General features: G+C 74.7%; 1 protein-coding gene. It reads left to right on the top strand.

Translation table 11 applies throughout. The features are described from left to right. Nucleotides 1–51 precede the first annotated feature (51 nt). Nucleotides 52–14,778: a type I polyketide synthase gene (locus GPA10_RS09110; RefSeq protein ID WP_157165046.1), complete on the top strand. Its 14,727-nt coding sequence runs from the start codon at nt 52–54 to the stop codon at nt 14,776–14,778. Nucleotides 14,779–14,806 lie beyond the last annotated feature (28 nt).

Raw genomic sequence — 14,806 nt, 5'->3', positions numbered from 1 at the left:
GGGTCGGACCGCAACGATCTCGCCCGCCCCGCCGTAAGGAGCACACGCCAGATGCAGAACGAGGACAAGCTCCGCGACTACCTCAAGCGGGCCACCACCGATCTGCGCACCGCACGCCGTCGCCTGCGCGAGGTCGAGGAGCGGGAGAACGAGCCCATCGCCATCATCGGGATGAGCTGCCGCTACCCCGGCGGCGTCGAGTCGCCGGAGGACCTGTGGCAGCTGGTCTCCGAAGGCCGCGACGCCGTGGTGGAGTTCCCGTCCGACCGCGGCTGGGACGTCGCGTCCCTGTACGACCCGGACCCGGACCACGCGGGCACCTCGATCACCCGGCACGGCGGCTTCCTGGAGGGCGCCGCGGGCTTCGACCCGGCGTTCTTCGGCCTCAGCCCCCGCGAGGCCCTGGCGACGGACCCGCAGCAGCGGCTCCTCCTGGAGACCTCCTGGGAGGCGTTCGAACGCGCCGGCATCGACCCGGCGCAGGTCAGGGACAGCAGAACCGGTGTGTTCGCGGGCGTCATGTACAACGACTACGCGATGCGGCTGCCCGAGGCCCCCGAAGGGTTCGAGGGCTTCCTCGCCAACGGCAGCGCGGGCAGCATCGCGTCCGGCCGGATCGCCTACACCCTCGGCCTCACCGGGCCCGCCGTGACGGTGGACACGGCCTGCTCGTCGTCCCTGGTCGCCCTGCATCTGGCGATGGTGGCGCTGCGCCGCGACGAGTGCTCTCTGGCCCTCGCGGGCGGCGCCACCTTCATGTCGACGCCGCGCACGTTCGTCGAGTACAGCAGGCAGCGCGCCCTGTCCGTGGACGGCCGCTGCAAGGCGTTCTCCGACAGCGCCGACGGCACCGGCTGGGGCGAGGGCGTCGGCATGCTCCTCGTGGAGCGCCTGTCCGACGCGCAGCGCAACGGGCACCCCGTCCTCGCGGTCGTCCGCGGCTCGGCGGTGAACCAGGACGGCGCGTCGCACGGCCTGACCGCGCCCAACGGGCCCTCCCAGCAGGCCGTCATCAACCAGGCCCTGGCGAGCGCACGGCTCACCCCGGCCCAGGTGGACGCCGTCGAGGCGCACGGCACCGGCACCACCCTCGGCGACCCCATCGAGGCGCAGGCCCTCATCGCGACGTACGGCGCGGAGCGGGAGGCCGACCAGCCGCTGTGGCTGGGTTCGCTGAAGTCGAACATCGGCCACTCCCAGGCCGCCGCCGGAGCCGGCGGCATCATCAAGATGGTCATGGCGATGCGGCACGGCGTGCTGCCGCGCACCCTGCACGTCGACGAGCCCTCCTCCCACGTCGACTGGTCCGCGGGCACCGTGGAACTCCTCACGGACGCCAGGCCGTGGCCGGGGACCGGCGAACCGCGCCGCGCCGGTGTGTCCTCGTTCGGTGTGAGCGGCACGAACGCCCACGTCATCCTGGAGGAGCCGCCCGCCCCCGAGCCGCCGTCCACGACGGAAGCCACCGCTCCGGCCCCCGCGCCCGCCGCGCGGACCGTGCCCGCCGTCACGCCGTGGGTGCTGTCCGCCCGGACCCCCGACGCGCTGCGCGCCCAGGCCGACCGCCTCCGTTCCGCCGTGGCGGACGCCGCCGCGTTCGACCCGGCGGACATCGGCTTCTCGCTGGCCACCACCCGCTCCCGGTTCGAACACCGTGCCGTGCTCCTCGCCGACGACCGGGCCACCACCCTCGACCGGCTCGCCGCGCTCGCGGAGGGCCGCAGCGGCCCCGGCGTCGTCCTGGGCGAGGCCGGGCAGCACCGACTGGGCTTCCTGTTCTCGGGTCAGGGCTCGCAGCGGCTCGGTATGGGCCGTGAGCTGGCGGACGGTTTCCCGGTGTTCGCGGGTGCGCTGGATGCCGTACTGGACGCGTTCGAGCCGCGGGTGCGGGAGGTGCTGTTCGGTGAGGACGCCGATGCCCTGAACGAGACGGGGGTGACGCAGCCCGCGTTGTTCGCGGTGGAGGTGGCGCTGTTCCGGCTCCTGGAGTCGTGGGGCGTACGCCCGGATGTGCTGGCGGGTCACTCGATCGGTGAGCTGGCCGCCGCGCATGTGGCTGGTGTGTGGTCCCTCGCGGACGCGGTGAAGGTGGTGTCGGCGCGGGGTGTGCTGATGCAGGCGCTGCCTACCGGTGGTGCGATGGTCGCGATCCAGGCGTCCGAGGCCGAGGTGGCCTCGGACCTGTCGGAGACCGTGGGCATCGCGGCGGTCAACGGCCCGGCGTCGGTGGTGATTTCGGGTGTCACCGCCGATGTGGAGGCGGTCGCGGAGCGGTGGCGTGCGGCGGGCCGGAAGGTGTCCCGTCTGAAGGTGAGCCATGCGTTCCACTCGCCGCTGATGGACCCGATGCTGGACGACTTCCGCCGGGTCCTGGAAGGGGTGTCGTACGAGGCTCCGTCGATCCCGATCGTGTCGACGCTGACCGGCGCCCGCGCGAGCGCGGAGGAGCTGACCTCGCCCGAGTACTGGGTGCGGCACGTGCGCGGGTCCGTGCGGTTCCACGGCGCGGTCGTCGGGCTGCGCGAGCAGGGCGTCGACGTCTTCCTGGAGATCGGCCCCGGCGGCGTCCTGTCCGGCCTGGGGCAGCTCAACGCCCCGGAGGCCGTGTTCGTCCCCGCGCTGCGCGGCGACCGCCCCGAGCTCGTCGCCCTGACCACCGCCGTCGGCCGACTCCACGTGCACGGCGTCGCGGTGGACCTGCCCGCCCTCTTCGACGGCAGCGGCGCCACCCGCGTGGACCTGCCGACGTACGCGTTCCAGCGCGAGCACTACTGGCTCGACGCCCCGGCCGCCGCCGCGGAGAGCGCCGAGCGGGTGTCGCCGGTGGAGGCACGGTTCTGGGAGGCCGTGGAGGAAGGCGACCCCGCGGATCTCGCCCGTACGCTGGGAGTGTCGTCCGACGATCCGCTGAGTGCGGTGTTGCCGCGGTTGTCGGCGTGGCGCAGGAAGCAGCGGGACCGGTCCACCGCCGATGGCTGGCGGTACCGGGAGGAGTGGCGGCCGGTGACCGCCGGGCCCGGACGCGTCGACGGGGTCTGGCGGGTTGTGGCGCCGGTGGGTGCGGAGTCCGCCGCCGCGTGGGTGCGGGAGTCGCTGGCGCGCAACGGTGCGGACGAGGTGCGCGTCCTGCACGCGGACCTCCAAGCGGCCGACTGGGCCGAGCAGTTGACCGATGTGCCGGTGCTCAGTGGTGTCGTCTCGCTCCTCGGCACGGCCGAATCGGATCAGGGGGCCGTGCCCGCCGGTGTCGCGGCAACGGTGCGTCTGCTCCAGGAGCTCGACGGTGTCGACGCGCCGCTGTGGTGCCTGACGTCGGGAGCCGTGTCCGCGGGTACGGGCGACGAGGTGACCGGGTTCGAGCAGGCCATGCTGTGGGGTCTCGGCCGGGCGGCCGCGCTGGAACACCCCGACCGCTGGGGCGGTCTCGTCGACCTGGCGGAGGTGCGCGACGACACGACCGGTGACCTGCTGGCCTGCGTCCTCGCCGGGGCGGACGGCGAGGACCAGCTCGCCCTGCGCGGCACGGGGATCCTCGGCCGCCGGCTCGTGCCCGCCCCGCTCGGAGACGCCGCCGCCGAGAGCTGGTCGCCGCGCGGCACCGTCCTGGTCACCGGCGGCACCGGCGCCCTCGGCGGCCACGTGGCGCGCTGGCTCGCGGCGCACGGCGCCGAGCACGTCGTCCTCGCGGCACGCCGGGGCCGGGCCGCCCCGGGGGCGCGGGAACTGGAGGCCGAACTCGGCGGGCTCGGCGCCCGCGTCACGTACGCCGTCTGCGACGTCGCCGACCGGGAGTCCGTCAGGGAACTCCTCGACAGCGTCCCGACGCTCACCGCCGTCGTCCACACGGCGGGCGTCGAGCGCTCGGCGGCCCTCGCCGACCTCGACCCCGCCGACCTCTCCGGGTTCGCCGACGTCCTGGCCGCCAAGGCCGACGGCGCGCGGCACCTGCACGAACTGCTCGGCAACACACCCCTGGACGCCTTCGTGCTGTTCTCGTCCATCGCGGGCGTATGGGGCAGCGGCGGCCAGGCCGCCTACGGCGCGGCCAACGCCTACCTGGACGCCCTCGCCGACCACCGCCGTGCCGCGGGCCTGCCCGCCACGGCCGTCGGATGGGGCCCGTGGGGCGGCGGCGGCATGGTCGAGGACTCCGGCACGGAAGCCCACCTCCAGCGCCTCGGCCTGACCACGATGGCCCCCGAGGCGGCACTCGCGGGCCTCGGCGCGGCCGTCGGGCACGGCGACGGCAAGGTCACCGTCGCGGACGTCGACTGGAGCCGGTTCGCCGCCACCTTCACGGCACAGCGGCCGAGCGCGCTCCTGAGCGAACTCCCCGAGGTCCGCGCCGCGTCGCAGGACACGCCCGCCCAGCGGGCCGACGGCACCTCGGAGCTCGCGCGGCGCCTCGCCGCGCTCGACGGGGCCGAGCAGGAGCGGCAGCTCACCGAACTCGTCAGGGCCGAGGCCGCCGCGGTGCTCGGGCACACGAGCGCCGAGGCGTTCTCCGCGACCCGCGCCTTCAGGGAACTGGGCTTCGACTCGCTCACGGCCGTGGAACTGCGCGCCCGCCTCAGCGCGGCCACCGGCACCGCCCTGCCCGCGTCCGTGGTGTTCGACTACCCGACGGCCACCGCCCTGGCCGCCCACCTGCGCACGGAGCTGTCCGGAGCGGCACCTGCCGCCACCGCCCCGACGGCCGCCGCCGCGGTCACCGACGAGCCGATCGCGATCGTGGCGATGGCCTGCCGGTACCCCGGCGGTGTGGCGAGCCCCGAGGACCTGTGGCAGGTCCTCCTCGCGGGCGAGGACGCCGTGACGGACTTCCCCGCCGACCGCGGCTGGGACGTCGAGGCGCTGTACAGCCCCGACCCGGACACCGCGGGCGTCGGTACGACGTACTCCCGCAGGGGCGCATTCCTCGACCACGTGGCGGACTTCGACCCGGCGCTGTTCGGGATCTCGCCGCGCGAGGCCCTCGCGATGGACCCGCAGCAGCGGCTGCTCCTGGAAACCTCCTGGGAGGCGTTCGAACGGGCGGGCATCGACCCGGCCTCGCTGCGCGGCAGCCGGTCCGGTGTGTTCGTCGGCACCAACGGCCAGGACTACACGACCCTGATGATGGCCGTACCGGACAGCGTCGACGGCTACTTCGGCACGGGCAGCGCGGCGAGCGTCATCTCCGGCCGCCTGTCGTACACGTTCGGTCTCGAAGGGCCCGCCGTCACGGTCGACACGGCGTGCTCGTCGTCCCTGGTCGCCCTGCACCTGGCCGTACAGGCCCTCCAGAAGGGCGAGTGCGAACTGGCGCTCGCGGGCGGTGTCACGGTGATGTCGACGCCCGCCGCGTTCGTGGAGTTCAGCAGGCAGCGCGGCTTGTCGGCCGACGGCCGCTGCAAGGCCTTCGGGGCGGGCGCGGACGGCACCGGCTGGGGCGAGGGCGTCGGCATGCTCCTCGTGGAGCGCCTCTCCGACGCCCAGCGCAACGGCCACCAGATTCTCGCCGTCGTACGGGGCTCCGCCGTCAACCAGGACGGCGCCTCCAACGGCCTGACCGCACCCAACGGCCCCTCCCAGCAGCGCGTCATCCGGGCCGCCCTGGAGGCCACCGGCCTCACGCCGTCCGACGTGGACGCGGTGGAGGCCCACGGCACCGGCACGAAGCTGGGCGACCCCATCGAGGCGCAGGCCCTCCTCGCCACCTACGGCAAGGACCGCCCCGCCGACCGGCCTCTGCTGCTGGGCTCCATCAAGTCCAACATCGGCCACACGCAGGCCGCCGCCGGTGTCGCGGGTGTCATCAAGATGGTCATGGCGATGCGGCACGGCGTCCTCCCCAAGACCCTGCACGCGGACGAGCCCTCGCCGCACGTCGACTGGTCGTCCGGCGGGGTCGAACTCCTCACCGACCAGCGCGCGTGGCCCGCCTCCGACCGGCCGTGGCGGGCCGGTGTGTCGTCGTTCGGCTTCAGCGGCACGAACGCCCACGCCATCATCGAGCAGGCCCCCGAGCCCGAACCCGAACCCGCCCAGGCCCCGGAGTCGCTGCCGGCCGGCACGGCCGTCCCGTGGCCGCTGTCGGCCAAGACCCCCGAGGCACTGCGGGAGCAGGCAGCCCGGCTGAAGACCTTCGTGGACGCGGCACCGGACCTGGCCGTGGCGGACGTGGCCCGAGCGCTGACGTTCACCCGGGCGGTCCTCGAACACCGCGCGGTGGTCGTCGCCGCGGAACCCGCCGCATTCGCGTCCGCCCTGACCGCGCTCGCCGAAGGGCGGACCGCGCCGGGAACCGTGGTCGGCGAGGCCGCACCGCACGCGCTGGGCTTCCTGTTCTCGGGGCAGGGGTCGCAGCGGCTCGGTATGGGGCGTGAGCTGGCGGGGCGTTTCCCGGTTTTCGCGGGTGCGCTGGATGCCGTACTGGACGCGTTCGATCCGCGGGTGCGGGAGACCGTGTTCGGTGCGGACGCGGATGCGCTGAACGAGACGGGGGTGACGCAGCCCGCGTTGTTCGCGGTGGAGGTGGCGCTGTTCCGGCTCCTGGAGTCGTGGGGCGTACGCCCGGATGTGCTGGCGGGTCACTCGATCGGTGAGCTGGCCGCCGCGCATGTGGCTGGTGTGTGGTCCCTCGCGGACGCCGTGAAGGTGGTGTCGGCGCGTGGCGAGCTGATGCAGGCGCTGCCTACCGGTGGTGCGATGATCGCGATCCAGGCGTCCGAGGCCGAGGTGGCCGCCGATCTCCCGGAGACGGTCGGTGTCGCGGCGGTCAACGGGCCTCATTCCGTGGTGGTTTCGGGTGTTGCCGCTGACGCGGAGGTGGTGGCGGAGCGGTGGCGTGAGGCGGGCCGCAAGGTGTCCCGCCTGAAGGTCAGCCACGCGTTCCACTCGCCGCTGATGGACCCGATGCTCGACGACTTCCGGCAGGTCCTGGAAGGGGTGTCGTACGAGGCTCCGTCGATCCCGATCGTGTCGACGCTGACCGGCACGCGTGCGAGCGCGGAGGAGCTGACCTCCCCCGAGTACTGGGTGCGGCACGTGCGGGAGTCGGTGCGATTCGCCGACGCCGTGAACACGCTGGTCGCCGAGGGCGTCGGGACGTTCGTGGAGGTCGGTCCCGGCGGCACGCTCTCCGCGCTCGGGCAGGAGTCCGCGCCGGACGCGGGCTTCGTGCCGGTGCTGCGCGGCGACCGCCCCGAGGCGGTAGCCGTGACCACGGCTCTCGGCCAGCTGCACGTACGCGGTGCGGAGCTGGACTGGGCGGCGTACTTCGCCGGTCCCGCGACCCGGCACCTGGACCTGCCGACGTACGCGTTCCAGCGCGAGCGCTTCTGGCTGGACACCCCGGCCGCCGCGGAGCACACCGAGCGGCTGTCGCCCGGGGAGGCGCGGTTCTGGGAGGTCGTGGAAGAAGGTGACATCGCCGACCTGGCCCGCACCCTGGAGGTGTCGTCCGACGATCCGCTGAGTGCGGTGTTGCCGCGGTTGTCGGCGTGGCGGAGGAAGCAGCGGGACCGGTCCACCGCCGATGGCTGGCGGTACCGGGTGGAGTGGCGGCCGGTGGCTGCCGGGTCCGGGCGTCCTGACGGGGTCTGGCTGGTTGTGGCGCCGGTGGGTGCGGAGCCCGCCGCGGCGTGGGTGCGGGAGTCGCTGGCGCGCAACGGTGCGGACGAGGTGCGCGTCCTGCACGCGGACCTCGAAGTGGGCGACTGGACGGAGCAGTTGACCGATCCGGCGGCGCTGAGCGGTGTGGTGTCCCTGCTCGCCCTGGCCGACGCGGGCGAGGACGCGACCGTGCCCGCCGGTGTCGCGGCAACCGTCGCGCTGATGAAGGCACTTGATGACGTGGAGGTGCCCTTGTGGTGCCTGACGTCGGGTGCGGTGTCGGTGGGCTCGGGCGATGTGGTGGCCGGGTTCGAGCAGGGGATGCTGTGGGGTCTTGGCCGGGTCGCGGCGCTGGAACAGCCGGGTCGCTGGGGTGGTCTCGTCGACCTGGCGGAGGCGCGCGACGACAGGGCCGGTGACCTGGACGACAGGGCCGGTGACCTGTTGGCCTCCGTCCTCGCCGGGGCGGGCGGCGAGGACCAGGTCGCGCTGCGCGACGGCAAGGCGCTGGGCCGCCGCCTGGTGTCCGCGCCCGTGGGTGCCCGCGACCGGGCGTCCGGTTCCGGCTGGTCGCCGCGCGGCACGGTTCTGGTGACCGGTGGCACTGGTGCGCTGGGTGCGCATGTCGCCCGGTGGCTGGTGGGGAGGGGTGCCGAGCACCTGCTCCTGACCAGCAGGCGCGGGCCTGCGGCTGAGGGTGCGGAGGAACTGCGCGCGGAACTGCTGGAGTTGGGTGCTGTCCGGGTCACGGTAGTGGCTTGTGACGCGGCCGACCGTGACGCGCTCGCGGACGTCCTGGCGGCGGTGCCGGACGAGTTCCCCCTCACCGGCGTGGTGCACGCGGCGGGCATCGAGCGCTCCGCCGCCCTCGCCGATCTCGACCCGGGGGACCTGACCGGGTTCGCCGATGTCCTGACGGCCAAGGTCGACGGCGCCCGCAACCTCCACGAGCTCCTCGCCGACCGGAAGTTGGACGCGTTCGTGCTGTTCTCGTCCATCGCGGGCGTGTGGGGAAGCAGCGGGCAGGGCGCGTACGCCGCCGCCAACGCCTATCTGGACGCCCTCGCCGAGCACCGCCGTGCGGCGGGTCTGCCCGCCACGGCCGTCGCGTGGGGCCCGTGGGGCGGCGGCGGCATGGTCGCCACCGACGAGCAGGCCGCGCAGCTGCAACGCTGGGGCCTCGCGACGATGGACCCGGACGTGGCGATCGCCGGCCTGGCCACCGCCCTGGAGCACGAGGACGGCAACACCGTCGTCGCCGACGTCGACTGGACCCGGTTCGCGGGCACCTTCATGGCGCAGCGTCCGAGCGCCCTCCTCGGCGAACTTGACGAGGTGCGCGCCGCGTTCGACGCCGCCCCCGCAGAGCAGGACGGCACGTCCGCTCTCGCGCGGCGCCTCGCCGGGCTCGACGAGGCCGAGCAGGAACGGCAGCTCACCGACCTCGTACGGTACGAGGCCGCCGCCGTCCTCGGACACGTCTCCGGTGACGCGTTCTCGCCGACGCGCGCGTTCAAGGAACTCGGCTTCGACTCGCTGACGGCCGTCGAACTGCGGGCCCGGCTCCGCGACGCCACCGGCATCGCGCTGCCCGCGACCCTGGTCTTCGACTATCCCAACGCCGCCGTTCTCGCCGCCTACCTGCGCGGGGAGCTGTCCGGCACGGCCGCGACGCCCACCGCGTCCGCCCCGGCCGCCCTCACCGGTGCCACGGACGAGCCGATCGCGATCGTGGCGATGGCGTGCCGGTTCCCCGGCGGCGTCACCAGCCCCGAGGACCTCTGGGACTTCCTCCAGGCGGGCGGGGACGCGGTCACGGAGTTCCCGGCCGACCGCGGCTGGGACGTCGAGGCGCTGTACGACCCCGACCCGGACGCGGTGGGGACCACCTATCTGCGCTCCGGCGCGTTCCTGTCGGACGTGAGCGGGTTCGACGCGGAGTTCTTCGGGATATCCCCGCGCGAGGCCCTCGCGATGGACCCGCAGCAGCGGCTGCTCCTGGAGACGTCCTGGGAGGTGTTCGAGCGGGCCGGGATCGACCCGGCGTCGCTGCGCGGTGAGAACGTCGGCGTGTTCGTCGGCTCGAACGCGCAGGACTACGGCCTCGTCCTCGGAGAGGCCGCCGAGGACATCGGCGGCTACCTCGCGACGGGCAACGCGGCCAGCGTGGTGTCCGGCCGCCTGTCGTACACGTTCGGTCTTGAAGGGCCCGCCGTCACCGTCGACACGGCGTGCTCGTCGTCCCTGGTCGCCCTGCACATGGCAGTGCAGTCGCTGCGGGCGGGGGAGTGCGCGCTGGCCCTCGCGGGAGGTGTCACTGTGATGTCGACGCCGGGCGCGTTCATCGAGTTCAGCCGCCAGCGCGGACTCTCCCTCGACGGCCGGTGCAAGGCGTTCGCCGCCGCCGCCGACGGCACGAGCTGGGGCGAGGGCGTCGGCATGCTGTTCGTGGAGCGGTTGTCGGACGCCCGGCGCAACGGCCATCAGGTCCTCGCCGTCGTACGGGGCTCCGCCGTCAACCAGGACGGCGCCTCCAACGGCCTCACCGCCCCCAACGGCCCCTCCCAGCAGCGCGTCATCCGCCAGGCCCTCGCCAGTGCCGGTCTGACGCCGTCCGACGTGGACGCCGTCGAGGCCCACGGCACCGGCACCAGGCTCGGCGACCCCATCGAGGCGCAGGCCCTGCTCGCCACCTACGGCCAGGACCGGCCCGCGGACCGGCCGCTGTGGCTCGGCTCCGTCAAGTCCAACATCGGTCACACGCAGGCGCCCGCCGGTGTCGCGGGTGTCATCAAGATGGTCCTGGCCATGCGGCACGGGGTGCTGCCGAGGACACTGCACGTCGACGAGCCGTCGCCGCACGTCGACTGGTCGGCCGGCGCGGTCGAACTCCTCACGGAACAGCGCGCGTGGCCCGCCGTGGACCGGCCGTGGCGGGCCGGTGTGTCGTCGTTCGGCTTCAGCGGGACCAACGCGCACGCCATCATCGAGCAGGCCCCCGAGGCGACGACGGACCAGGCCCCCGAGGCCACGACGGACCAGGCCCCCGAGGCGGTGTCCGCGCCCACCCGATCCGCCGGGCCCCGCGCCGTCCCGTGGGTCCTCTCCGCACGGACCGGCGAGGCACTGCGGGAACAGGCCAACCGCCTGCGGCAGCAGTACGAGCGGGAGCCGTCCCTGCCGGTCGCCGACGTCGCCCGCTCGCTGCGGACTCGCGCGGTGTTCGACCACCGGGCCGTCGTGGTGGGCCAGGAGCGGGAGGAGTTCCTCACCGGTCTCTCCGCGCTCGCCGACGGCCGTGAGGCGCCGAACGTCAGGACCGGTGTCGCCGAGGACCGCGGTGCCGGAGCGGTGTTCGTGTTCCCCGGCCACGGCTCGCAGTGGGTCGGCATGGCCCGGGAACTCCTGTACACCTCACCGGTGTTCCGCACCCGGATGGAGGAGTGCGCCGAGGCGCTCGGCGCGCACACCGACTGGTCCCTGCTCGACGCGATCGAGGACCCCGGGCAGATGGAGCGGCTCGACGTCGTCCAGCCCGCCCTGTTCGCGGTGATGGTGTCCCTCGCCGCCACCTGGCGGTCGTGGGGTGTCGAACCCAGCGCCGTGCTCGGCCACTCCCAGGGCGAGATCGCGGCGGCGTGCGTCGCGGGCGCCCTGTCCCTGAAGGACGCGGCGCGCCTCGCCGTCCTCAGGAGCAAGGCGCTGACCGCCCTCGCCGGACACGGCGGCATGGTGTCGGTCGCGCTCGACGTCGACTCCGTACGGGAACTGCTCGCACCCTGGGACGGCCGGCTCGCGGTCGGCGTGGTGAACGGCCCCGCCTCCGTCGTCGTCTCCGGAGACATCGACGCCGTCGACGAACTGGTGGCGGCCTGTGCCGAGCGCGGCGTGTGGGCGCGGCGGGTCCTCGCCGACTACGCCCCGCACTCCCACCACGTCGAGCGGATCGAGAAGGAACTCCTGGAGGGCCTGGCCGACGTGGCGCCGCGCGCCGGCGACCTGCCGTACTTCTCTCCCCTCAACGGCGGCTGGCTGGACACCCGGGACCTGGACGCCGGCTACTGGTACCGGAGCCTGCGGCAGCCCGTGCAGTTCGCCGACTCCGTGTCCGCCCTGGTCGCGGCGGGCTTCAAGGCCTTCGTCGAGGTGAGCCCCCACCCGGTCCTCACCGCCGGGCTCGGTGAACTCGTCGGCGGCGACGGCGTGGTGACCGGCTCGGTGCGGCGCGGCGACGGCACCCTGGCGCGGCTGCTCGACTCGGCGGCCGGGCTCTTCGTGCGCGGCGGCCACGTCGACTGGGAGCTGCCCGGCGCCCACCGCGCCGACCTGCCCACCTACCCCTTCCAGCACCGGCGCTACTGGCCCACGACGGCGCACACCGCGGCCGGCGACGTGACCTCCGCGGGCCTCGGCCGGGTCGACCACCCGCTGCTCGCCGCCGTCACCGAACTCGCGGACTCCGCGGGCCTCGTGTTCAGCGGCAGGCTGTCCCTGCGCACCCACCCCTGGCTCGCCGACCACCGCGTCCTCGACACGGCGGTGCTCCCCGGCTCCGCCTACGTCGACCTCGTGCTGCGCGCCGGTGACCACGTCGGCTGCGCGTCCCTGGACGACCTGGTCGTCGAAGCGCCCCTGGTGCTGCCCGAACGGGACGGCGTCCAGATCCGGCTCAGTCTCGACGGGCCGGACACGGCGGGCGCCCGAGCCTTCACCGTGGACTCCCGGCGGGACGAGGGCGGGGACTGGACCCGGCACGCCACCGGCACCCTGACGGCCGCGGCGGCGCCCGTCACCGGCGACCTCGTCGCCTGGCCGCCCGCCGAAGCCGAACCGGTCGACCTGGACCCGCACCACGCCGCCGTCGCCGCGTCCGGCCGCGACCACGGCCCCGCCTTCCAGGGCCTGACCGCCGCCTGGCGCAAGGGCGACGAGGTGTTCGCCGAAGCGGTCCTGCCGGACGGCCTCGCCGACGAGGGCTTCGGCCTGCACCCGGCGCTCCTGGACGCCGCGCTGCACGCCGTCGGCCTCGGCGTCGGCTCGGACGGCCTGCCGTTCTCGTGGGCCGGCGCACGGCTCGTCGCGACCGGCGCGACGGAGCTGCGGGTCCGCCTCACACCGGTCGGCGTGGACGCCGTGGCGGTGCTCGTCGCCGACGGGTCCGGCGAACCGGTCGCCGCCGTCGACGAGCTGAGCCTGCGGCCCCTGACGGCCGACCAGCTCGACGCCGCCCGGTCCGCGCACCGCGACTCGCTGTTCGAGGTCGCCTGGGTGCCGATGCCGGACACCGCCCCCGAGCCCGGCACCTGGGCGGTCGTCGGCGGCGACACCGCCCGCGTCGCCCACGCGCTCACCGCGGCGGGGGAGCCGGTCGACGAGTACCTCGACCTGGCCGGGCTCCGCGCCGCCGTCGACGCCGGAGCCCCCGTGCCCCGGTGGGTGGCCGTCGAGCCCGGCGAGGGCGCGACGACACCCCGCGAGGCGACGCACCGCACCCTCGGCCTGCTCCAGCGGTGGCTCGCCGACGACAGGTTCGCCGACGCGCGGCTCGTGTGCGTGACGAGCGGCGCCGTGGCGGCAGGACCCGACGACGACGTACCGGACCTCGTGCGCGCCCCCGCGTGGGGCCTGGTCCGCTCGGCGCAGTCGGAACACCCGGGGCGGTTCACCCTCGTCGACGTGGCAGGACCCGCCGACCTGGCAGGGGGGCCCGCCGGCGTGGCGGCACTCCCCGACGCGGACGGGCACGAGAAGTCGCTGCGCAGACTGCCCGCCGCCGTCGCGACAGGGGAGCCGCAGATCGCGGTGCGCAACGGCACCGCCACCGTCGCCAGGCTGGCGCGGCTCGCCGTGCCCGCCGAGACGTCCGGGCGGGCGCCGTTCACCGCCGACAGCAAGGTGCTCGTCACCGGCGGCCTCGGCGTGCTCGGCGGTCTCACGGCACGGCACCTCGTCACCCGCCACGGCGTCCGCGACCTGGTCCTCACCGGCAGGCGCGGCCCGGCCACGCCGGGCGCGGAGGAACTGCGCCGGGACCTCGCGGAACTGGGCGCGCGCGTCACGGTCGCCGCGTGCGACGTCGGTGACCGCGACGCCGTCGCGGCGCTCCTCGCCGAGCACCCGGTGACCGCCGTCGTGCACACGGCGGGCGTCCTGGACGACAGCGTCCTGGAGTCCCTGACCCCGGAACACGTCGACAAGGTGTTCCGCCCCAAGGCCGACGCCGCCCTGCACCTGCACGAGCTGACCCGCGACGCGGACCTCACCGCGTTCGTGCTGTTCTCCGGCGCCGCCGGCGTGTTCGGCAGCCCCGGCCAGGGCAACTACGCGGCCGCCAACGCCTTCCTCGACGCGCTCGCCCGGCACCGCAGGGCCCGGGGCCTGCCCGCGACGTCCCTCGCCTGGGGCCTGTGGGCCGAGGCCAGCGGCATCACGGGCCACCTCGACGCCGCCGACGTACAGCGGATGGCGCGGGGCGGCATGAACCCGCTGCCCTCCGCGGACGGCATGGCCCTCTTCGACGCCGTGCACACCACCGGTACCGCCGCCGCGGTGCCCGCCGCGCTCGACCTGGCGGCGCTGCGGGCCCACCCGGAGCAGGTGCCGCCGCTGCTGCGCGGCCTGGTGCCCACGACCGCCCGCCGGTCCGCGCGGTCCGGCGGCGGCGCGGCCCCCGTTCCGCTCGCCCAGCGCCTCGCCGGCCTCACCGAGGCGGAGCAGGACCGGGCCCTGGTGCAGCTCGTACGCACCCACACGGCCGCCGTGCTCGGCTTCCCCGGCCCCGACTCCGTCGAGGCGGAGCGGGCGTTCAAGGAACTCGGCTTCGACTCGCTGACCGCCGTGGAGCTGCGCAACAGGCTCGACGCCGAAGTCGACACGCGACTGCCCGCGACCCTGGTCTTCGACCACCCCAACCCGGCGGCGCTCGCCGCCCATCTGCGGACGACGGTGCTCGCCGACGGCGGCACACCCGCCGCCGCGGTGCTCGACGAGCTCAACAAGCTGACCGTCACCATCGCCAAGCTCGACCCGGACGACGTGCTGGCCGGGGACATCCGGCTGCGGCTCCGTTCGCTCCTGTCCACCTGGGACGAGAGCGAGCCGGAGGCCGCGGCGGACGACCTGGACTCGGCAACCCTTGACGACGTCTTCGACATCATCGACGAGGAACTCGGAAAGTCCTGACCAACCAGTACGGACTGCCATCGACCGG

The organism is Streptomyces typhae, from assembly GCF_009755605.1.
GTDB classification, from domain to species: Bacteria; Actinomycetota; Actinomycetes; order Streptomycetales; family Streptomycetaceae; genus Streptomyces; species Streptomyces typhae.
The sequence above is the reverse complement of the archived record's forward strand: the minus strand, read 5'-3'. Positions and strand labels throughout refer to the sequence as shown.

Excerpts from the sequence above, each read along its gene's own strand:
- GPA10_RS09110 (WP_157165046.1), top strand. The coding sequence starts at position 52 with ATGCAGAACGAGGACAAGCTCCGCGACTACCTCAAGCGGGCCACCACC.